Annotated in this window: 21 protein-coding genes and 1 other annotated feature; of the genes, 17 read left to right on the forward strand and 4 right to left on the reverse strand. The window is 46.1% G+C overall.

Annotated features, from left to right (window positions below):
• Positions 1-18 precede the first annotated feature (18 nt).
• The 6 genes from mnmE to CHH53_RS08655 all read left to right on the forward strand — a co-directional run bounded on the left by mnmE (position 19) and on the right by CHH53_RS08655 (position 6,847).
• Positions 19-1,395, forward strand: a complete 1,377-nt coding sequence (mnmE, locus tag CHH53_RS08630; protein ID WP_095215718.1) for a tRNA uridine-5-carboxymethylaminomethyl(34) synthesis GTPase MnmE — start codon at positions 19-21, stop codon at positions 1,393-1,395.
• Positions 1,396-1,412: 17 nt separating this feature from the next.
• A complete protein-coding gene (gene mnmG, locus CHH53_RS08635) occupies positions 1,413-3,299 on the forward strand; it encodes a tRNA uridine-5-carboxymethylaminomethyl(34) synthesis enzyme MnmG (RefSeq protein ID WP_095215719.1) in 1,887 nt (628 codons plus the stop codon).
• Positions 3,300-3,320: 21 nt separating this feature from the next.
• On the forward strand, positions 3,321-4,037 hold the full coding sequence (gene rsmG, locus CHH53_RS08640) for a 16S rRNA (guanine(527)-N(7))-methyltransferase RsmG (protein ID WP_095215720.1): 717 nt from the start codon (positions 3,321-3,323) through the stop codon (positions 4,035-4,037).
• A 218-nt stretch (positions 4,038-4,255) separates the two neighbouring features.
• On the forward strand, positions 4,256-5,107 hold the full coding sequence (noc, locus tag CHH53_RS08645; RefSeq protein WP_095215721.1) for a nucleoid occlusion protein: 852 nt from the start codon (positions 4,256-4,258) through the stop codon (positions 5,105-5,107).
• Between the two features lie 146 nt (positions 5,108-5,253).
• Positions 5,254-6,036, forward strand: coding sequence for a ParA family protein (locus CHH53_RS08650; protein WP_095215722.1), 783 nt, complete (start codon positions 5,254-5,256; stop codon positions 6,034-6,036).
• Positions 6,008-6,847 carry a ParB/RepB/Spo0J family partition protein gene (locus tag CHH53_RS08655; RefSeq protein ID WP_095215723.1) on the forward strand — a complete coding sequence of 280 codons (840 nt, stop codon included), beginning with the start codon at positions 6,008-6,010 and terminating at the stop codon, positions 6,845-6,847. The genes CHH53_RS08650 and CHH53_RS08655 overlap by 29 nt, the downstream gene beginning before the upstream one ends.
• 58 nt (positions 6,848-6,905) lie before the next feature.
• Here the strand turns inward: CHH53_RS08655 and yyaC are convergent, their stop codons facing one another.
• Positions 6,906-7,499, reverse strand: a complete 594-nt coding sequence (gene yyaC, locus CHH53_RS08660; RefSeq protein WP_095215724.1) for a spore protease YyaC — start codon at positions 7,497-7,499, stop codon at positions 6,906-6,908.
• An 86-nt stretch (positions 7,500-7,585) separates the two neighbouring features.
• Here yyaC and CHH53_RS08665 point away from each other — a divergent pair, with 86 nt between their 5' ends.
• The 8 genes from CHH53_RS08665 (at position 7,586) to CHH53_RS08700 (ending at position 14,066) form a co-directional block, all read left to right on the forward strand.
• Positions 7,586-8,599: a YkvI family membrane protein gene (locus CHH53_RS08665; protein WP_095215725.1), complete on the forward strand. Its 1,014-nt coding sequence runs from the start codon at positions 7,586-7,588 to the stop codon at positions 8,597-8,599.
• Between the two features lie 55 nt (positions 8,600-8,654).
• Positions 8,655-9,575 (forward strand): mechanosensitive ion channel family protein, encoded by a 921-nt coding sequence (locus CHH53_RS08670; protein ID WP_095215726.1) that lies wholly within the window; start codon positions 8,655-8,657, stop codon positions 9,573-9,575.
• Positions 9,568-9,774, forward strand: a complete 207-nt coding sequence (locus tag CHH53_RS08675; RefSeq protein ID WP_095215727.1) for a DUF951 domain-containing protein — start codon at positions 9,568-9,570, stop codon at positions 9,772-9,774. The genes CHH53_RS08670 and CHH53_RS08675 overlap by 8 nt, the downstream gene beginning before the upstream one ends.
• A gap of 331 nt (positions 9,775-10,105) precedes the next feature.
• Entirely contained in the window at positions 10,106-11,206 is a 1,101-nt protein-coding gene (gene ychF / locus CHH53_RS08680; RefSeq protein WP_095215728.1) for a redox-regulated ATPase YchF, read from the forward strand.
• A gap of 155 nt (positions 11,207-11,361) precedes the next feature.
• Positions 11,362-11,652, forward strand: coding sequence for a 30S ribosomal protein S6 (gene rpsF / locus CHH53_RS08685; RefSeq protein ID WP_095215729.1), 291 nt, complete (start codon positions 11,362-11,364; stop codon positions 11,650-11,652).
• Positions 11,653-11,664: 12 nt separating this feature from the next.
• A complete protein-coding gene (gene ssb / locus CHH53_RS08690) occupies positions 11,665-12,159 on the forward strand; it encodes a single-stranded DNA-binding protein (RefSeq protein ID WP_095215730.1) in 495 nt (164 codons plus the stop codon).
• Between the two features lie 20 nt (positions 12,160-12,179).
• A complete protein-coding gene (gene rpsR, locus CHH53_RS08695; RefSeq protein WP_095215731.1) occupies positions 12,180-12,410 on the forward strand; it encodes a 30S ribosomal protein S18 in 231 nt (76 codons plus the stop codon).
• 225 nt (positions 12,411-12,635) lie between these two features.
• Positions 12,636-14,066: an MDR family MFS transporter gene (locus CHH53_RS08700; protein WP_095215732.1), complete on the forward strand. Its 1,431-nt coding sequence runs from the start codon at positions 12,636-12,638 to the stop codon at positions 14,064-14,066.
• A gap of 29 nt (positions 14,067-14,095) precedes the next feature.
• On the opposite strand, the gene CHH53_RS08705 is transcribed toward CHH53_RS08700, so the two are convergent.
• A complete protein-coding gene (locus tag CHH53_RS08705; RefSeq protein WP_095215733.1) occupies positions 14,096-14,815 on the reverse strand; it encodes an NAD-dependent protein deacylase in 720 nt (239 codons plus the stop codon).
• 164 nt (positions 14,816-14,979) lie between these two features.
• Positions 14,980-15,214: a binding site (T-box leader), on the forward strand.
• 87 nt (positions 15,215-15,301) lie between these two features.
• Between CHH53_RS08705 and CHH53_RS08710 the strand changes: the two genes are divergently transcribed.
• Together CHH53_RS08710 and serA are read left to right on the forward strand one after the other, a co-directional pair.
• On the forward strand, positions 15,302-16,459 hold the full coding sequence (locus CHH53_RS08710; RefSeq protein WP_095215734.1) for a pyridoxal-phosphate-dependent aminotransferase family protein: 1,158 nt from the start codon (positions 15,302-15,304) through the stop codon (positions 16,457-16,459).
• Between the two features lie 4 nt (positions 16,460-16,463).
• Positions 16,464-18,047 (forward strand): phosphoglycerate dehydrogenase, encoded by a 1,584-nt coding sequence (gene serA, locus CHH53_RS08715; protein WP_095215843.1) that lies wholly within the window; start codon positions 16,464-16,466, stop codon positions 18,045-18,047.
• Between the two features lie 33 nt (positions 18,048-18,080).
• Here the strand turns inward: serA and CHH53_RS08720 are convergent, their stop codons facing one another.
• Entirely contained in the window at positions 18,081-19,397 is a 1,317-nt protein-coding gene (locus tag CHH53_RS08720) for an APC family permease (protein WP_095215735.1), read from the reverse strand.
• 212 nt (positions 19,398-19,609) lie between these two features.
• Positions 19,610-20,425, reverse strand: a complete 816-nt coding sequence (locus CHH53_RS08725; protein WP_095215736.1) for a histidinol-phosphatase — start codon at positions 20,423-20,425, stop codon at positions 19,610-19,612.
• Positions 20,426-21,188: 763 nt separating this feature from the next.
• On the opposite strand from CHH53_RS08725, the gene CHH53_RS08730 reads away from it, so the two are divergent.
• Positions 21,189-22,127, forward strand: coding sequence for a YybS family protein (locus tag CHH53_RS08730; protein ID WP_158221519.1), 939 nt, complete (start codon positions 21,189-21,191; stop codon positions 22,125-22,127).
• The last annotated feature ends 7 nt before the right edge of the window (positions 22,128-22,134 follow it).

The raw sequence follows: 22,134 nt of genomic DNA on the forward strand, positions 1-22,134 counted from the left end.
CAGAAAGAGGTGAAGCAGATGCAGAATGATACAATAGCGGCGATATCGACTCCTGTCGGGGAAGGTGCAATTGCCATTGTACGGCTGAGTGGGGCAGAGGCAGTTGCGATTGCTGCCAAGCTATTCGATGGCAAGAAGCTGACCGATGTGCCGAGTCACACGATTCATTACGGAAAGCTGATTGACCCGGCAACTGGAGAAGTTGCAGAAGAAGTGATGGTATCGGTCATGAAGGCGCCGAAAACATTCACACGGGAAGATGTAGTCGAAATAAACTGTCATGGTGGGCTTGTTTCTGTCAACCGTGTACTGGAGCTCGCGCTGCAGGAAGGGGCCCGGCTGGCGGAGCCTGGTGAATTCACCAAAAGGGCATTCCTGAATGGGCGGATTGATTTATCCCAGGCAGAGGCTGTCATGGACCTTATTCGTGCAAAAACAGATCGGGCGATGAATGTTGCCCTTAAACAGATGGATGGAAGACTATCCCGCCTGATTCAAAAGCTGCGCCAGGAGTTATTGGAAACGGTAGCGCATGTTGAGGTGAATATCGATTATCCGGAGTATGATGATGTGGAAGAGATGTCACACAACATGATGATCGAAAAAACGCAATATGTTTATGAAGAGATAGAGAATCTGCTCGAAATGGCCAAGCAGGGGAAGATACTGCGGGAAGGGTTGGCAACAGCGATCATCGGCCGCCCGAATGTCGGAAAATCTTCCTTGATGAATGCCCTTGTGCATGAGAATAAGGCAATTGTCACAGAAATAGCAGGTACCACACGAGATGTCATCGAAGAATATGTCAATGTGCGCGGAGTGCCTTTGAAGCTGGTCGATACAGCTGGAATTCGTGAAACAGAGGATATCGTGGAGCGAATCGGTGTAGACCGTTCCCGTCAGGTTTTGAAGCAAAGTGATCTCATTTTGCTTGTGCTGAACTATGGAGAAGCATTATCCGATGAGGACCGGCAATTATTTGAAGCTGTTGCTGGGCTTGATGTCATCGTCATCGTCAACAAAACGGATCTGCCCCGGCAGATTGATTTGGAAGAAGTCCGTCAGCTGGCAGGCGATAGACCGGTGATCACGACAGCACTGATTGAAGAAAAAGGAATCGACGAATTGGAGCTTGCCATCAAAGATACTTTCTTTGCAGGGGAAATCGATGGAGGCGACTTAAGTTATATATCGAATGTAAGGCATATCCAGCTGTTGAAGCAGGCATTATCTTCGCTTAAGGAAGCGATGAATGGCATCGAAATGCAAATGCCGATGGATATCGTCCAAATAGATGTCACAAGAACATGGGAATTGCTCGGTGAAATCATCGGGGATACCGTGCATGATAGTTTGATCGATCAACTGTTTTCACAGTTTTGCTTAGGAAAATAAAAAAGGAGAGAATGAACATGACATACGATGCTGGGCATTATGATGTCATTGTCATAGGCGCAGGACATGCCGGCTGTGAAGCGGGTGTGGCGGCTGCGAAAATGGGTGCCAATACATTGATGCTATCCATGAACCTTGACATGACAGGATTCATGCCATGTAATCCATCCGTCGGCGGCCCTGCAAAAGGTGTAGTGGTGCGCGAAATCGATGCACTCGGCGGTGTGATGGGTAAAGTGATCGATAAAACATATATCCAAATGCGCATGCTCAACACAGGTAAGGGTCCTGCAGTTCGTGCATTGCGAGCACAAGCGGATAAGCCGCTATATATCACTGAAATGAAAAAAACCTTGGAAAGCCAGGAAAACCTGACATTGCGTCAAGGTATGGTCGAACGTCTTATCATCGAGGATGGCGTCTGCAAAGGTGTCATCACGGAAACGAAAGCGGCATACTACGCCAAGACTGTTGTCATCACAACAGGGACGTTCATGCGCGGACGCGTCATCATCGGGGATATTTCCTATGAGAGCGGTCCGAACAATCAGCGTGCATCTGTTACGTTGTCGGAGCACCTCGAAGAACTAGGTTTGGAAATGGTTCGTTTCAAAACTGGCACACCGCCGCGTGTTAACAGCCGTTCCATCGACTATTCCAAAACGGAGATTCAGCCGGGTGATGAAGAACCGCTTGCATTCTCTTATGAAACAACGGAATTCATCACGGATCAGATCCCTTGCTGGCTGACATACACGAATGAATTCACACACAATATCATCAATGAAAATCTAGGTCTGTCCGCCATGTATTCTGGTATGATCAAAGGAACAGGACCACGCTACTGCCCATCCATCGAGGATAAAGTAGTCCGTTTCAACGATAAACCGCGCCACCAGATTTTCTTGGAGCCGGAAGGTCGGAATACGGAGGAAGTGTATGTCCAAGGATTGTCCACTTCCTTGCCGGAATATGTCCAAAAAGAAATGCTGCAAACAATCCCTGGTTTGGAAAACGCGGAAATCATGCGTGCCGGCTATGCAATCGAGTATGATGCAATGGTTCCGACACAGCTCTGGCCGACTTTGGAAACGAAAAAAATCCCAGGTCTTTTCACAGCTGGCCAAATTAATGGAACCTCCGGCTATGAAGAAGCATCCGGCCAAGGAATCATGGCTGGCATCAACGCCGCAGCCAAAGCACTTGGCAAAGATCCGGTCATCCTGGACCGCTCCCAAGCTTATATCGGTGTCATGATCGATGATTTGGTGACAAAAGGAACAAACGAACCTTATCGTCTGTTGACATCACGTGCGGAATACCGCTTGCTTCTTCGTCATGATAATGCGGATATGCGTCTGACCGAGCTTGGTCATCAAATAGGGATGATAAGTGACGAACGCTACGCACGTTTCCAGGAGAAAAAACGCCTGATTGAAGAAGAACGGAAACGCTTGGAAGGAATCATCATCAAAACAGAACCGCATGTACTGAAGCTGATGGACGAAGTGGGATCCGTGATGAAAGAAGCACAGCGAGCATCCGACCTATTGAAACGTCCTGAGGTCAAATACAGCTTGATCGAAAAAATCGTTCCTGCAGATAAAGATCTGCCAGCAGATGTAAAAGAACAAGTTGAAATCCAGACGAAGTATGAAGGCTATATCACGAAATCCATGCAGCAAGTAGAGCGCATGAAACGCATGGAAGATAAGAAGATACCTGATACGATCAATTATGATGATGTCAGCGGTCTGGCAACAGAGGCCCGTGAGAAATTGAAGAAAGTTCGCCCGCTATCGGTGGGTCAGGCTTCCCGGATTTCCGGTGTGAATCCTGCTGATGTTTCCATCCTGCTCGTATATATCGAACAAGGCGGACATGTAAAAGCAGCGAACCAATAATCTGTCGAAAAGAGGTACAGAATGAACCAAGCAGATTTTCTACAACAATTGGATCAGCAAGGTATCACGTTATCCGAACAGCAGCAAAAACAACTGGAGGATTACTTTCATCTTTTGGTCGAATGGAATGAAAAGATGAATCTGACAGCTATCACAGAAAAAGAAGAAGTGTACTTAAAGCACTTCTACGACTCGATTTCCGCTGCATTCTTCTACGATTTCAAAGGAAATGAAAGTATCTGTGATGTCGGAGCGGGAGCGGGATTTCCATCCATCCCGCTAAAGATCGTCTTTCCGGAACTGAAGGTGACGATTGTCGACTCGCTCAAGAAGCGGATTACATTCCTTAATGAGCTTGCATCGAAGCTTGGCTTGTCCAATGTCGCTTTTTATCATGACCGGGCAGAGAATTTCGGGAAGAATGACACTTTCCGGGAATCATTCGATTTGGTCACGGCAAGAGCAGTTGCACGGATGTCCGTATTGTCGGAGCTTTGTCTGCCGCTTTGCCGTGTGAAGGGTCATTTTATCGCCATGAAAGGGCCAAGCCTGGAAACGGAATTGCGTGAAGCGGAACCGGCAATGGAGCTGCTGGGGGGCGAATTGGTGGAGAGTCATACATTCGATCTGCCGGAAGAAGGCGGAGAACGAAATATCGCCATCATTGCCAAACGTCGCAAGACACCTAAGAAGTATCCTCGTAAAGCAGGGGTTCCCAACCGTGAACCAATTGTTTAAATACAAGAAAATTAGTGGATGAAGTGCCACACAAGCTTACCATTCTCACCCAATCTATGATAAAATAGTAGATAAGGAACTGGCTCGGCTTATGTTAAGCGCAGCAGCTTCTACAGTAGAACTGCTGCGCCTTTTTATACATGTTTCACGTGAAACATTTACTATTCCTTATGTACCTGCTTGTTAGATTAGGATTGTAAAAAAGGTGGTGTCTGAGGATGTTACACCCTTTCAGCCGCATTTTTGGGCTAGGTGATAAATCGGATTCAGCAGAAACGGAAAACGATGCACATCAGGACGAAGTAGTAAACCTTCGGGTTCAGGATATTGTCCCGAACCAATACCAGCCAAGAACCGTTTTCCAGGAGGAAAAAATCAAAGAACTGGCTCAGACGATCCGTACGCATGGCATCATCCAGCCAATTGTTGTCCGGAAAAATGCTGAGGGCAGCTATGAATTGATTGCAGGTGAACGCCGCTGGCGAGCAGTCCAGTCTTTGGAATGGGAAACTGTGCCTGCCATCATTCGTGACATGTCGGATACAGAGACAGCTTCTGTAGCATTGATAGAAAACTTGCAGCGGGAAGAGCTGACAGTCATCGAGGAAGCACTTGCATATGAGCGTTTGCTCGAGCTGCACTCCTTGACCCAGGAAGCATTGGCGCAGCGTCTCGGCAAAAGTCAATCCACTATTGCCAATAAGATGCGATTATTAAAGCTGCCAGAATCCGTACAGCAGGCTTTACTGGAAAAGAAAATTACCGAGCGGCATGCTCGTGCGCTTATTGTGTTGAAAGACGCAGAAAAGCAAGAGTTGATTTTGCAGGAAATCATCGACAAGGAATTGAATGTAAAAGAAACAGAGGCACGCATCGCCCGTATCAGGAATGCTCAACCGAAAAAGAAACGTCCTAAGCTAAAGGGTGTCAATAAGGATATGCGCATTGCCATGAATACGATTCGCCAATCGCTTTCCATGGTCTCCGACACAGGCATCAACTTAGAAACAGAAGAAGAAGACCTGGATGATTATTATCAAATTACAATTAAAATACCGAAAAAGTCATGAATAATCTCCCATGGGATCCCCATCTTTCAATAAGATGGGTTTTTATATAGGAAAAGGGAGCTAACTTTTCAAAATCTTGAATTTATCCGTCGGTCTCTATGAAAAAATGATAGAATAAATGTATTGAGTTTGAGGTAGGTGACACCATGGGCAAAGTAATCGCAATCGCAAATCAAAAGGGCGGTGTAGGAAAAACAACCTCCAGCGTCAATTTGAGTGCTTGCCTGGCTTTTTTAGGAAATAAAGTATTGCTTGTAGACATTGACCCGCAAGGAAATGCTACAAGCGGTGTTGGTGTGAACAAAGCAGATGTCGAGAATTGTGTATACAACGTTCTAGTTGAGGATATGGAGGCTGAAAAAGTCCTAGTGTCAACTGCTGTTGATAATCTGGACGTCATCCCGGCGACCATTCAGCTTGCTGGAGCCGAGATCGAGCTGGTACCGACGATCTCAAGGGAAGTCCGGCTGAAAAAGGCGATTGATAGTGTGAAAGATGATTATGATTATGTCATCATCGATTGTCCGCCTTCTTTGGGACTGCTGACTTTGAATTCACTGACAGCAGCAGATTCTGTCCTCATCCCTGTCCAATGCGAATATTATGCATTAGAAGGGCTGAGTCAGCTATTGAATACCATTCGTCTTGTCCAGAAGCATTTGAACAAGCATTTGATGATTGAAGGCGTATTGCTGACGATGCTGGATGCTCGTACCAATCTAGGTATCCAAGTCATTGAAGAAGTGAAGAAATATTTCCAGGATAAAGTGTATCAGTCAATCATTCCGAGAAATGTGCGGCTGGGCGAAGCACCAAGTTATGGTCAGCCGATCATTATTTATGATCCGAAGTCGCGTGGAGCAGAAGTTTATTTAGACTTAGCAAAGGAAGTGATGGCGCATGGCCAAAGGGTTGGGGAAAGGTCTTAATGCTTTCTTTCCGGAATTGGAAATGAAGGAAGAAGATCAGATTCAGGAAATTGCAATCAATGAATGCCGCGCGAACCCATATCAACCGCGTAAAGTCTTCTCTGCTGATGCCATTGAGGAATTGAAGCAATCCATTCAGGAATACGGCATCCTGCAGCCACTTATTGTCCGTAAAAGCATCAAAGGTTATGAAATAGTAGCAGGGGAAAGAAGATACCGTGCTGCAAAGGCTGCAGGTATGAAAAAAGTGCCCGTAATCGTCAAAACACTCGATGATGAAAAGATGATGGAACTTGCTTTGTTGGAAAACCTGCAAAGGGAAGATCTCACGCCGATCGAAGAAGCGCAAGCTTATTCCAATTTGATGAAAGAATTGGATATCACGCAAGATATCTTAGCAAGGCGATTAGGAAAAAGCCGGTCACATATAGCGAATCTCATTCGTTTATTGACACTTCCGCCTGAAATAAGTGATCTTATCAATCAAGGCAAGCTTTCGATGGGGCATGGGCGTGCCCTGTTAGGTCTGAAGGATAAAAAGAAATTGCAGCCGCTGGTTGAAAAAATACAAAATGAATCACTGAATGTCCGGCAGGTGGAACAGCTCATTATGAAGCTGAACAAAAATCTGCCTGAGCCCGAAAAGAAGAAACCCGTAAAGGATATATTTCTTGCCCAGACTGAGTCACAGCTGCGGAACCAATTAGGGACAGATGTAACAATTCATCGCGGCAAACGAAAAGGGAAGATTGAAATCCGATTCTTCTCTGATGAAGATTTAGAACGCATCTTAAATGTATTAAATAAATAAAAGCCAATAGGAGCGCACGCTTCTTTTGGCTTTTTTTGTTTGTTTCACGTGAAACATATCAATTTTCGGCGGCTGTTGTGTCGGAAGATAAAAGTGGTGCTTGTTTACGATCGATAGCAAGTAAAAGTGCACTGATTTTATATGCAAGCTGCATGACAAGATGCAAGCGTGTATTTTGCAGTACAAAATACTCCATATCCCCGCTGGCATTAACGATACCGGTTATTTGAGCATCCCCAACGGCAGGAAGGTCCTTTTTCAATGCCGCCCCCGGTCTCAGAGGTGTAGGAGAAACAATGATGGAACCTATGGAAGTCGTCCTTCCCAGGCAAGCGTCAATCGCGATCATAAAAGCATTTGGATGCTTTTCCGTAATCATTTGCATACGTTCCACCAGATTGACGGCATGGACAGGCGATTCCAGTGTTCCATATACTTGGAGCCTATTCAATGGCTTTTCTGTCAGGAATGACCCAATGATCGGTCCTAATGCATCTCCAGTCGAACGATCCGTGCCGATGCAAAGAACAACAATATCTTGGTCGTCAGGAATCCATGAGCTGATTGTTTCATAAGCTTTACTTATAAGAAGGGGGTCTTGGTAGTCACAGCGGAACTCCTTTTTTTTCGTAAATATTCTCTTCAGGCTCATAGCTTATCCTCCATACACATATTGGTAATAGTATATAGCTTTTCTACTTTTTCTATACGTGTTCATATGAAATTGGAGGGACTGTGATGTGGGCTGCTGGGATGAAATGGATGTTTTTGATATTGGCGACATTGATTGGAGCCGGATATGCGTCAGGAAGGGAGATCTGGCAATTTTTCGGCTATGAAAGTGGACTGGCTATCGTTATTTTCACCGTATTATTTTCAATATGCTGCTATGTCATCCTGCATATCAGCTTCACTGAGAAGAGCACCCATTACTTTCCAGTATTGGAGCGGCTGGTGGGCAGAAGATTGGCTGCCCTTTATGATGTACTGATCGTTTTCTATTTGTTTACAGTGACAGTCGTCATGATTGCTGCTGGAGGTGCTACAGGTACGATGTATCATATTCCGAACTGGCTTGGCATCCTCTTCATTTCGCTTATGATCATTCTGATCTTCGTATCGAATGTTGAAGGCGTTGTTTCCATGAATAGCTATATCCTGCCTATTTTAGTCGGCGGTCTCGTCATCGTGCTTTTAGTCTATACGAAACATGAACAGATCGATTTGCTTGATGATTGGCGTGAACAAGCAAATTGGCGGGCAGCATTTCCATTTACGGCGCTGAATATCCTTCCTGTCGTTGCCGTCATAGGAGCAATCGGCAAACAAATGAAAGGGAAGGGGGAATTATGGATTGCAAGCATCGGCAGCGGGCTCATCATTGGTGCTCTTACATATTTGTACAATAATGACCTGATGCATATAAGTCATGCAATCCCAAATTATGATATTCCGCTATTCTATATCTTGAAGAATTATCCCTCTTTCGTTTTGATCGGAATCAGTATCGTGTTATGGCTCGCCATCTATACATCAGCTGTTTCGGGAGTACTTGGCATCGTCTCGAGATTCCAAACAAAGTGGAGGGGACCGCTCTGGCTGCAAGCTGCTGTTCTTATCATAATGATGCTGCCACTGACTCAGCTCGGCTTTACAGACTTGATAGCTTTGATGTACCCGCTTTTTGGGTTTGCTAATCTTTATATTCTTTCGGCAATCCTCGTATATCCCTTACTAAAACGTACAAAATGAAATAGATATTTGATAATATATAAAGAAAACAAATGGACGAGGAGATACACACATCATGAATGTAGAGGAGCAATGGACCAGTATTTTCGATTATTTGACGAGTGCCGAGCTCTGGACCAGCATTGGTTTTGTAGTATTGAAGATAGTTATGATCATTATATTGTCCATGGTGGTCGTACGTGTGGCCAATAATATTGTGGAGAGGACTTTCAATAATTCTTTGAGGGAAAAGGCTAATCTCAAGTCGCCGATAGTCTCGGAACGTCGAGAGAAAACATTAAAAAAATTGATTCAAAATGTAATCACCTATGTTGTGTACTTCACTGCTGTAGTGATGGTGTTGTCACAGCTTGGCTTAAATATAGGAGCGTTGATAGCAAGTGCAGGAGTCGCCGGCTTGGCTATCGGTTTCGGTGCACAAAGCTTGGTGAAGGATGTAATCAGCGGTTTCTTCATCATTTTTGAGAATCAATTTTCCGTAGGCGATAATATCCAGACAGCCGGAATCAGGGGAGACGTTGAAGAAATTGGCTTGCGTACATGTAAGATACGAAACTGGACAGGCGAATTGCACATCATACCGAATGGTAATATTACGCAAGTCACCAATTTCTCTGTGCATAACAGTTTAGGGGTATTGGATATCAACGTTCCATATGAGGCTGATTTGCAACTGGCTGAAGAAGTCATCATGCAGGTATTATTGGAGCTGCCGGCCGAATACCCGGAAATTCAATCAACACCGCAGTTGTTAGGAGTGGAGACTTTATCTACTTCGCATATCGTCCTGCGCGCCATCATTGAGACGTTACCGATGGAACATTTTGGTGTGGCCCGGGAAGCAAGAAACCGGATCAAAACAAAATTACTGGAACGAAATATCAGTATTCCAGCTCCTAGACTGGTCATGTATAATAAACAAGAAGCAGAAGAACTCATGAAGGAAAATGCCATAAGGGGGAGTGCTCGTGAATGACAAAGTCTATCAGCTGAATGATGTGGTGCAAATGAAAAAGGCCCATCCATGCGGCGAAAATCGCTGGAAAATCATCCGATTGGGAATGGATATCCGGATTAAATGTGAAGGCTGCGGTCATAGCGTGCTCATTCCTCGGAAAAAATTCGAGACAAAGATGAAAAAAGTTTTGGAGCACGCAGAAGAACCGACAAATTAATATGACTTGTTTCACGTGAAACATAGAAGCCTGGCTGATGTTGTCATCGGACAGGCTTTTTTATTCTGTAAAATCGTTTTACTGCAATCAATAAGTATATAAATGACTAAAATCCTTACATATTTTTGCTGTTTCATACAGAATAGTGTACTCTAGAAGTACGTATGTTTACTTGGACAAAGTAAGGGAAAACTGGCATGCTAAGCGTAAGTCAGTTACCGGTGCTGCCCCATCTTCCCTGTCCCTGGGCGGAGTGTTCAGTAAGCAGATCTATATTGGTTCGCTGTGTTCGATGAAAAGCGGCCAGGACACTTAAGGAGTGGAAGATTACATGGCTTTAACAGCAGGTATTGTCGGATTACCGAACGTCGGTAAATCCACATTGTTCAATGCGATCACACAAGCGGGGGCGGAATCTGCCAACTATCCGTTCTGTACGATCGATCCAAATGTCGGCATTGTAGAAGTCCCGGATTCACGTTTAAATAAATTGACTGAACTGGTCAAACCGAAGAAAACCATCCCAACTGCATTCGAATTCACTGATATCGCTGGTATTGTGAAAGGTGCGAGCAAGGGAGAAGGACTTGGCAACCAGTTCCTATCCCACATCCGTCAAGTAGACGCAATCGTTCACGTCGTTCGCTGCTTTGATGATGAAAATATCACGCATGTATCCGGTAAAGTCGATCCAATCGATGATATCGAGACAATCAATCTGGAATTGATCTTTGCAGACCTTGATTCTGTCAATAAACGCCTGCAGCGTGTAGAGAAGCTTGCCCGTCAAAAAGACAAAGAAGCTGTTGCAGAACAAGAAGTCCTATCCAAGATCAAAGAAGCACTAGAGAATGAACAGCCTGCCCGTGCGCTGGAATTCACGGATGAACAGCAAAAGATCGTAAAAGGCTTGCATCTTTTGACAAGCAAACCGGTTTTGTACGCTGCTAACGTGAGTGAAGAAGAAGTTGCAGATCCGTCCGCTAATGAAAATCTTGCCAAGGTACAGGAGTTTGCGGCAAATGAAGGCGCACAGGTAATCGTTGTTTGTGCGAAGATCGAGTCGGAAATTGCTGAGCTTGAAGGCGAGGAAAAGGAAATGTTCCTCGAAGAGTTAGGCATTCCAGAGTCAGGTTTGGATCAGCTGATCAAGGCTTCTTACAGCCTGCTTGGCTTGGCGACTTATTTCACGGCCGGGGAACAGGAAGTGCGGGCTTGGACCTTCAAGAAAGGTATCAAAGCGCCTCAGGCTGCAGGTATCATTCATACTGATTTTGAAAAAGGGTTCATCCGGGCAGAAACCGTTTCTTATGAGGACCTGGTTGATGCTGGTTCCATGGCTGTCGCAAAAGAGCGCGGGAAGGTTCGCTTGGAAGGTAAAGAGTATTTGGTGCAAGACGGAGATGTCATGCATTTCCGTTTCAACGTGTAAGGTCGGATCCTCATCACATAAATATGTGGAATAAGCTTGCTTAACGGCAGATAATTTGCTATAATTCTTCATTGTGAGTAATTACGTTTTTTAAAGATTACTCCTTGCTCTTATGAGAGATAAGAGCCGTTAAGTCCAAAAGGAGGTGCAAACGGATGAGAGATTACGAAATCATGTACATCGTCCGCCCAGATATCGAGGAAGAAGCTAAAACTGCTCTAGTTGAGCGTTTCAACGGAATCCTGACTGATAATGGTGCGGAAATCGAGAAAGTTGACGAGAAAGGCAAAAAACGCCTTGCTTACGAAATCAACGACTATCGTGATGGCTACTACTACGTCATTAATCTTAAAGGCACTGAAGCCGCTATTAATGAATTCGACCGTCAGGCGAAATTCTCTGATGATATCATTCGTCAGATCGCGATTCGTCTAGACGAGAAATAAGGAGGGGTTCTGATGTTAAATCGTGTCGTACTTGTCGGCAGATTAACCAAGGATCCGGACCTGCGTTACACACCAAATGGAGTGGCAGTTGCCAACTTTACCTTAGCAGTAAACCGTCCTTTCTCTAATCAGTCAGGCGAACGTGAGGCAGATTTCATCAACTGTGTTGTATGGAGGCGTCCAGCTGAGAATCTGGCGAACTTCATGAGCAAAGGAAGTCTGGTTGGCGTCGATGGCCGTGTCCAAACGAGAAGCTTTGATAATCAAGAGGGCAACCGTGTATTTGTAACGGAAATCGTTGCAGACAGCGTACAATTCCTCGAGTCCAAAGGCAGTTCTCAAGGAGGCGGACAAGGTTCTTCTGGATACCAAAATCAGAACTCGAACTTCAACAATAATAACAATAACTTCAATAGCAATAACAACTTTAACCGGAATAACGACCAAGATCCTTTCCGTGATAAAGGGGAACCGATCGATATTTCCGATGATGATTTACCATTCTAATTTAAGGGAGGCAATCTGACATGGCAGCACGTCGCGGTCGCGCTAAGCGCAGAAAAGTATGCTATTTCACAGCAAATGGCATCACTTACATCGATTACAAAGACGTTGATTTGCTAAGACGTTTCATCTCCGAGCGTGGAAAAATTCTTCCTCGCCGTGTGACTGGAACTTCTGCAAAATACCAGCGTAAATTGACAATCGCAATTAAACGAGCTCGTCAAATGGCTCTATTGCCATACGTGAGCGAGTAATGCATAAAAGCATCGTCCATTTGGATGATGCTTTTTTATATATCTTAATAGTTTTTCCTCATATAGAAAGTCCCTGGAACAGGGGCTTTTTTTATTGGATAGTTTTCGGAATTTAATTAATTTGATGATATGCCAGGTTGATAAACAAGATGCTTGAATCTAGATGCATAACTTCTATAATGGAAAAAGTTGATTTTTAATCTGACCGAAGAAAGGAGCATCCATATGGCTGTTGCTACACAAACAATCGATAAACATGTGCAAGTGGAAAATCGTATTCCGCTGATTATTGTCTTGATGGTGGGGAATTTCATTGCGCTGATAAATGAGACCGTCATGAATGTCGCTTTGCCGAATATAGAAGAGACCTTGGGAATCAAAACGACAACTGCGCATTGGCTTTCTACAGGATATATGCTGACAATCGGTATACTCATTCCGATCAGTGCGTACTTGATGCAGCGTTTTACGACGAGGCAGCTGCTGCTTACTGCACTATCGTTTTTCTTTATCGGGACACTGGTTGCCGGTGTTGCTCCTGACTTTGCTGTTTTGCTGCTTGGACGTGTGATTCAGGCTTCTGGTTCAGGGATCATCATCCCGCTGGTGACGACAGTGATCATTACGATCACACCGCTGGCCAAACGTGGTTCGATGCTCGGTCTTCTGATGGTCGTCATTTTGTTTGCGCCAGCGATAGGTCCGGTATTTTCCGGTCTTGTGGTGGAGCAGGCTTCCTGGCGGTATGTGTTTATCAGTGTACTGCCCCTGACGCTTGCCTTGCTTGGTTTTGCTGCTTATTATGTGCGTAATGTATTGGAGACGAAACGTACGAAAATCGATATATTGTCTGTCGTTTTGTCGGTAATCGGTTTCGGTTCGGTCGTGGTCGGCTTCAGCGGTGCCGGAGCGCAAGGATGGACCAGTCCGCTCGTACTGGGTGCCTTATTGATTGGCTTTGCTGCCATTGCGTACTTTGCTTATCGTCAATTTAACTTGGAGATGCCGATGCTTGATTTGCGGCCATATAGAAATAAGAACTTCCTGATGGCGATCCTGGTCACGATCACTGTCATGATGTGCTTTTTCGCCGCTATGATTCTATTGCCTGTGTTCATGCAGGATGCTTTGGGGATCAGTGCTTTTGATTCCGGCATTGTCCTGTTCCCGGGCGGTATCATGATTGCTGTGATGGCACTGTTTACAGGCCGGCTTTCTGATCGATTCGGACCTAAGCCCTTTGCTGTGACCGGAACAGTCCTCTTAGTGGGGATGATTGCATTGATGGCGACTATATCGACTGATACGTCCATGCTGCAGTTTACTTTGCTATATGTCGGCTTTACCTTTGCGATCGGGTTGATTTTGACTCCGATGACGACATTAGGCCTCAATCAGCTGTCAGAGGAGCTCTATTCCCACGGCAGTGCTTCCTTGAATGCTTTCAACCAAATCTCCGGGGCGATCGGTCCGGCGCTGTTCATCACCCTGATGAGCAGCGGGAGCCAAGCTGCAGCCGCCCAGGGTGCAGCTCATGCCATGACAGCTGGTGTACAGTTTGCTTTCACTATTGCGGGTGCTTTTGCCATAGCTGCTGTCGTTTTCGTCCTGCTCGTTAAACAATCCAAACCCATCCACCACTATCGATACGAATGAGAAATAGCGAGTTCCTAAGGGGGAGCTCGCTATTTTTGCAGCTGCTTTACGATTTTGGAAAGATCATCATGAATGACGACATCGAACAGCTCATCCATGACCGTTGGTTCCCGGTTGATCAAAATGGAGGGTTTGCCAAGTGAATTGGCATACTGGGGGAGTATGTTGAATGGACTCACGAGCAGGGAAGTGCCCAGTACAAGTATCAGTTCACTTTGCCGTATCGCCCTTTCTGATCGGTCATGTTCTGTGATCGGGTCGCCAAACAGGACTACATCGGGTTTAAGTATTTGCTCACATTCTTTACATACAGGGGTATCCGTTTCCAATAGGTAAGGTAAGTCATAGGACCTGCCGCAGTTTGGACAGGTGGCAGTATTCAAGGTTCCATGGTATTCGATGACATGCTCATTGCCGGCAAGTGTATGGAGGCCATCGACATTTTGGGTGATGACAGTGATTTGCTTGCCGTCCGTTTCCAGCTTTTTCAGATAACGATGTACATGGTTCGGACCGTAATCCTTAAGCAATTTCACGCGGAAGATATCCTTGTATTTCTGCCAGAAATCCACGGGATCCTTATAAAAGTAGTGGTTGGAAATATAATATTCCCTGCTTTGATCAGCGGTCCAAAGACCATCCGTTGAACGGAAATCGGGTATACCGCTGGCAGTGGATACGCCGGCACCAGTCAGGACTGCCACTGAAGAAGCTCCTGCTATCATCCTTGCTGCTGTTTCCAATTGCATAGAATATCCCTCCAGGTCATTTTCCATTTGGTCCAGTATAGCAAAAAAGCAAGGAACAAGCAGATTCTCGTAAAATCCGAACAATCCGATTTGCTAAAATTATTAGAAAATGTATTGACAATAGCTGTATGTCTGCTATGATAAATAAAAAATTGAACCAAATGATAACTATGTCGATGAAGATCATACCTTTGTTCGTGCTTATCCAAGAGAGCTAGTGGCTGGTGTAAACTAGTATAATCCGTCAAAGGGCAGCACTTCTGAATAGGCAGGCTGAATCCAGTAGGCTTGTCCGGTTTATGTCCGTTACGCATAGCTTCAATGAAGGCTGTCATGTCAGAACAGGCAGTGAAAAAAGGGTGGCACCGCGTGAGTGGATTCAAGCTTTTCGCCCCTTACTTAATAACAGGTAAGGGAGCGGAAGGCTTTTCTTATGGGCTTTTTTACCTGTTAAGATATCTTACAATCCAAGGAGGAAAAGAATTTATGTTACCAGATCAGCTTTTACTACGGATTCCAGGACCGTCACCAATACCGCCGAGCGTACAGCGTGCGATGAGCCAGCCTATGATAGGTCATCGCGGTGCAGAGACAACTGCTTTGCTGCAGCGGATCAAGCCTAAATTGAAGCCGGTCTTCGGTACGAAGCAGGATGTGCTGCTTGTGACGGGCAGCGGAACTGCCGGATTGGAAGCAGCAGTGGCCAATACCTCCAAGCCGGGAGATGAAGTGCTGGTCGTCGTCGTGGGTGCTTTCGGCGATCGGTTTGTCAAGATAGCCCAAGCATATCAGCTTCTGGTCCATCGCCTGGATGTGACTTGGGGAGAAGCGGCGAAACCGGATGATATAAAGAGTTACTTGGAAGAACATCCGGGAATCAGCTCGGTCTTTGTCACCTATTGTGAAACATCCACAGGAGTGCTGAACCCGATCAAAGAAATTGCTGAAGCTATCCGTGAAGCTTCAGAGGCCTTGGTCATCGTGGATGGCGTATCCTGTGTGGCGGGTGTGGAGACGGAATTCGATGAGTGGGGCATCGACATTTTGGTGACAGGCACACAGAAAGCATTCATGCTTCCGGGCGGGATGTTCTTTGCTGTAGTCAGTGATCGGGCATGGCGAGTGATCGAGGAGAATCCGCAGCCGCGATTTTACTTGGATTTGACGAAATATCGGGATGGTCTGGAAAAGGACAGCACGCCTTTTACACCAGCTTTATCCATTATGTTCGGACTCGAGCAAGTGCTGACATTGCTTGAGGAGGAAGGATTGGAGCAAGTGTATGCAAGGCATCGGCTGATGCGTGATATGACAAGAGCTGCCTTCCGTGCATTGGGGATACCGCTGCTTGTGGAGGATGCATATGCTTCCCCGACGGTGACTGCGATCAAACCGGACGATTTTGATGCGGAGCAGCTGCGTAAGCAATTGAAGCAGGAATTCAATTTGGCTTTTGCAGGCGGCCAGCAGCATATGAAGGGACAAATCTTCCGGATCGGTCATATGGGATATTGCTCGCCGGCAGATGTACTGCAGGTAATCGGGGCAGTGGAAATAGGTCTTGTACAGATCGGCAAACAAGTGACAATGGGAGCAGGAACAGCAGCGGCACAGCAAATCTACTTGGAACGGGGAGTGAAGTGATATGATGATGTACCGTGTATTGATCAGTGATCCATTAAGCAAAGAAGGCATGGCACCATTAACACAGGCAGATGATTTCAGCGTAACTGTGGATACCGGAATGGATGAAGCAGAGCTCATCCAAAAAATCGGTGATTATCATGCATTGCTCGTCCGCAGCCAGACGACGGTCACACGTGCGATCATGGAAGCAGCACCGGATCTCAAGGTAATCGGGCGTGCCGGTGTGGGGGTGGACAATATCGATTTGGAAGCAGCGACAGAGCTTGGCATCGTCGTTGTCAACGCCCCGGACGGTAATACAAACTCGGCCGCTGAACATACGGTGGCGATGATGATGTCGCTTGCTCGCAACATTCCGCAGGCATTCCTGGCATTGAAGGAAGAACGCTGGGAACGCAAGCAGCATATCGGTGTCGAATTGAAAGGCAAGACACTTGGTATCGTCGGAATGGGCCGGATCGGAGCGGAAGTAGCATATCGGGCGAAGGGACAGCGTATGGATGTGATTGCATATGATCCGTTCCTGACCAAGGATCGAGCAGACAAGATGGGAATCGGCTATGGAACATTGGAGGAGGTTTTTGCTGCGAGTGACTTCTTGACCGTCCATACCCCATTGCTGAAAGAGACGCGGCATATGATTTCCACTGAGGCCTTTGCTCAGATGAAGGAAGGTGTTCAGATACTGAACTGTGCCAGAGGCGGAATCATCGATGAAGAGGCGCTGTATGATGCGATCATCAGCGGGAAGGTAGCTGGGGCAGCATTGGATGTTTTCGAAGAAGAACCGGCCGTTCATCATAAGCTGCTGGAGCTGCCGCAAGTGATTGCCACACCGCATTTGGGGGCAAGCACGGTGGAAGCGCAGGAAAACGTCGCAATCGACGTCAGCAAAGATGTGATGCAGATCCTCAGGGGCGGCCAGGCTATCCATCCGGTCAACTTCTCCTCGATTTCTCCTGAAGTCATGCGGAAAATCCAGCCTTACTTTGATCTTGCGGAAAAGCTTGGAGCCTTCCTGGCCAGGACAATGCCGGATGCCATCGAAGAAGTGACTGTCTATTATGCAGGCGACCTGGCAGATCAAGAAGTGGCGCCACTGACAAGGAACACAGTGAAGGGCTTGCTGCAGCGTTATTTAGGAAATGTGAATGAAGTGAATGCGACGCATCTTGCCAAAAAACGAGGTATCACGATCAATGAGCAGAAGACTTCCACGACACGAGGTTTCACCAGCTTGGTGACAGTGGAAGCTAAATCGGCTACCGTGACGCATCAGGTGGCAGGGACACTCGTCAATGGACTGGGGGCCCGCATCGTAAAAGTGGATGACTATTATGTCGATGTGACACCTGCTGGCCATATGCTCCTTGTACGGCATAAAGACCAGCCAGGAGCAATCGGCCGAGTCGGGACCTTGCTGGCGAAATATGAGGTGAATATTGCGACGATGCAGGTAGGGCGGTCCAATGAGGGCGGCGATGCGATCATGATGCTCACCGTCGATAAAGAGCCGCAGGCGGACGAAGTCGAAGGTTTGAAACAGCTGGATGATATTTTTGATGTGACAGCTATCACGATATAAAAGAAAGCGAGCAGATCTTGTCTGCTCGCTTTTTTAACGCCGTCTTGCTTTCAAAATATAGAATATCGGAAGACCGATGACTGCTACTCCGATTGAAAAGAGGCAGCTTAGGAAATCTGTGAACAGTGTACTGATCAAGACAAATAAGGAGCCTGCAATGGCAGCGATCGGGATGAATGGGTAAAGCGGCACACTATAGGCGCGTTTTTTCCCTTTGTTTCGTTTGCGTAAGATGAACACAGCATAGAAAGCCAGGACATAAAACATGTAAATCGTGAAAATGCTCATTTCCGACAGCTTATCAGGGTTGCTGACAAGCATGAAGATGATAGAAAGCACAAGCTGGAGCACGACTGCCGCCCAAGGTGTATGCAAGGCAGGATGCACTTTTTTCAGCAAATTGGAAAAAGGCAGCTGACCTCGCTCAGCCATTGCGAACGGGATACGCGGGAACGTCAGGATTTTCCCATTGAGACAACCGAAAATGCTGACGATGATACCCAGGCTGACAATGATTTCACCAGCATCACCGAGGACAAGCTTGGCAGCTGTGCTGGCTGCATTTGTATTCAAGCTGACGATTTCCCCCGCCGGCAGGATATAAAGCATTGCTGCGTTGATAAGCAGATAACAAGCAGTAACGATCAAAATACCGCCAATCATCGCTTTAGGCAGTGTTTTCTCTGGATTTTTCATCTCACCGCCCATGGAGGCCAGCATGATCCAGCCGTCATAAGCGAATAATGTCGCCAGCACGGCAGCTCCGAAATTCATATCGGAAATTGCTTCTGGTACGGCACTGAAAAAGTCCTCATCTCCTTTCCAGAAGCCGAATGCCACGATTAAAATGATCGGAAGCAGTTTGCCGATTGTCGTAACGAGCTGTACCGCCCCGCCGAGTTTCGTACCGAGAATATTGATGAGGCAAAGAAACGCGACACTTGCAATACCTACAGCAGCTGTCCATTTCGTATCCCAGCCGAACAGATTGACTAAAAGGGTGCCGAAGTAAAGTCCCAAAGCACCGATGATGGCAGGTCCGTATAGGATCGTTTGCACCCAGCCGCAAAGGAATCCCCACAGCTCTCCGTAGGTTTCCTCCAGATAAGCGTACAATCCGCCTGTTTTCGGAATCTGTACACCCACTTCCGCAATGGTCAGACCGCCGGCAAGTGTCAGCAATCCTCCGATCAGCCAGGCCAGCATGGCAATTTCAGAGCTTCCCGCATGACTAAGTACAGGTCCTGGTTTCATAAACACGCCAGACCCGATGATCGTTCCTACAACTATGGATAATCCTAGAAAAATTCCAATTTCCTTCTTTAGTGCTGTGTTCTCCGATTGGTTCATGATGTCACTCCTTCTTCTGACGCCGCATACTGCATTCCTTTAGTGTAGTGATGGATATATGTAGTCCATTATAGGAAATGTGCCTGCAAATAGAAATTAGAAAAAGTATTCTGACTTGTAAGGGATTACCTGCATAAAAGAAAGGAGCTTGCAGCAAATCTGCAGCTCCTTTCCATTAATGTTTCCATCTGTCGATATGATCATTCATTTGTTCAGCCGATAGGCATCGCTTTTCGCTGCCTTTTTTCGAATGTCTGGATTTCGGTATACCCGACACGTTTGGCGAGTTCGATTGCCTGATCATATGCATAGCCTACATGCTTCGGTGCATGTGCATCAGAGTTGATGACGATGCCGACACCTGCATCAAAGCATTTTTGCAGCAGGACGGGATCCGGATATATTTCACCGACTGGTTTGCGCAAACCCGCTGTACTGATCTCGATACATGTATCATTTTCAGCGAGTGCCCGTACAACCCGATCATATTCTCCTTCGATGAAGTCTTTGTCATCCGGTTTATAGCCGAATATCTTGATTAAATCGATGTGGCCGACAAAGCTGAAGAGCCTGGATTCGGCAAGTGTGATGATTTGATCATAATAATCGCGATAGGCCTGCTTCAAGTCCCGTTTTTCATATTCTTCTTTGAAGATATCAAGGTCGATTCCCCAATCCCGAATCCAATGAACGGATCCGATGACATAATCGAAAGGATGCTGTTCGAGGAATTCTTTCATCTCCGCTTCTTTGCCTGGTGTATAGTCCATCTCGATGCCCATTTTGACGGGAAGTCCTGCTTGCTTGATTTCTTCGAAGAATTCAAGATAATCCTTGAAGTGGAGCGTCCGGCGGTTTTCGACCCACGGGTTTGACAGGATTTTATTTGTTTCCTGGAAAAAGTAAGCATGCTCGGATATGCCGAATTCCTCTATACCTTTTTCTTTAGCCGCTTTAAGGTATTCGCGGATGTACTCCAAAGTGAACGAGCCTGTTTCTGCCATATGTACATGATAATCTGTCAACAAAACGTCCCACTCCCAATAGTTAGTTAAAAATATTTTGACATATTCTGCAGGATGTTCCAAGAGGGGATTTTTCAGCATGCGCCTGGGTGAGCGTCCATTTACCATATAGAGCAAATAAAAAAGCTCCGCCTTTTTACAGGAAGAGCTTGCATGGAGTATGGAATCAGAAGATAGAGTGCAAGTAGCCGCCGATACTGCTGATCAATAGAGTCGCTGCAAGGATGGCATTGAAATGACTATTTTTCATGAGGTTTCTTTCCTTTCTTTAGATTGGATTAGTTTTGTTTACCCGATTCTTTTATATATAATCTGTTCTGATCTTGTATTCATCATAGCATTTTGAAATCTTGTACTTCTTCTGGTTTCAGTAGAAAAAATGTGTAAAAAGTGTGGAATGGAAAAAATCGGCGGCATGCTTGACGCGATGCCGCCGATCTTGACGTTCGTCCCATTAGTGGCTAATGAGGTGTAAGTATGTAGTGCTGACCTATTGTAAGGCTGTCTTATCATTATAAAGGGTCATTCCGAAAAAATAAACAACAAATTAAGAACTTCACAAGCTGAGTGATAAGTCTGTTTACTCTTTATGGCGAAACATTTGTTTGAATACTTGCTTTCAGGTATAATCGTGGGGTAGCAATTTTTCGGATGAAATGGCTTTTGATACGATTTCGTCCATACAAACGAACGATAAGCACAGCCTATGCAGCTGTGCTTTTTCTACAATTGCATGATTACATATTCAAATGGGGTGTCACGTTTCATGAACAATGCTCGAAAACTGACGGAAGGAGCCATGCTGGGAGGGATTTATCTCGTTCTGCTGCTTATGGCAATCTTTGTGCCAGTGCTCAACTTACTGGCGATGCTTGTCATGCCAGTGCCGATCATCCTCTATTGGATCCGGCATGGTTTTAAGTCAGGGATCTACTTTTCTGCAGCCATCCTGCTTTTATCCTTCATCGGAACAGTTGCTGGGTTCTTAATGACGATCGCAATCGCGATCGGGGCAGCTGCAACAGGCTACATCCTTCATCAAAAGCATTCCACATATGAAGCTTTATTGAAGGGGGCAGTGGGATATGCGCTCGGGTTCACGATATTCCTTGCAGGTTCACAATTCATATCGGGAATCAACATCATCGGGATGATCCAGGACAGCTATCAGGATACGATCCAGACAGTCAAATCCGAAGTGGATACCGTCGGGGTGACAGTACCGGAGGCCCAATGGGAGCAAATGGATGCTGCCTTCGATTATGTGCTGGTGCTGATCCCTACAATGATCGCTGTGTCCTCCTTGCTGTTTGCTTTCGTCTCTCAATGGCTGGCTCACCAAGTTCACAATCGTCAGAGTAAACAACGGATCCTCTATCCGCCATTCCGCCGGTTCAACTTGCCGGTCATCGTATTGTTCATCTACTTTATCGGTTCCATCGCCCGCTGGTTCGAAATGGATCAGAATGGCTGGATTTATCCGATTGTCACAAATGTCACGGAGCTTGCCGGCATCCTGCTTGTCCTGCAGGGATTTTCTTTCTTTTTCCATTTCGCCTATCATCGGAAACTGCCGAAGGTGCTGCCGATTCTTGCAGTGGTGATCTCGATTCTTTTCGCGCCGGTACTGCTGTATCTTGTACGCATTTTGGGTATAATTGATGTAGGATTCAGGCTGCGGGAACGGATGGGCAGCAAGAAGTAGGATGGTC

It is taken from the genome of Terribacillus sp. 7520-G (assembly GCF_002271665.1).
In the GTDB taxonomy this organism is placed as follows: domain Bacteria; phylum Bacillota; class Bacilli; order Bacillales; family Amphibacillaceae; genus Terribacillus.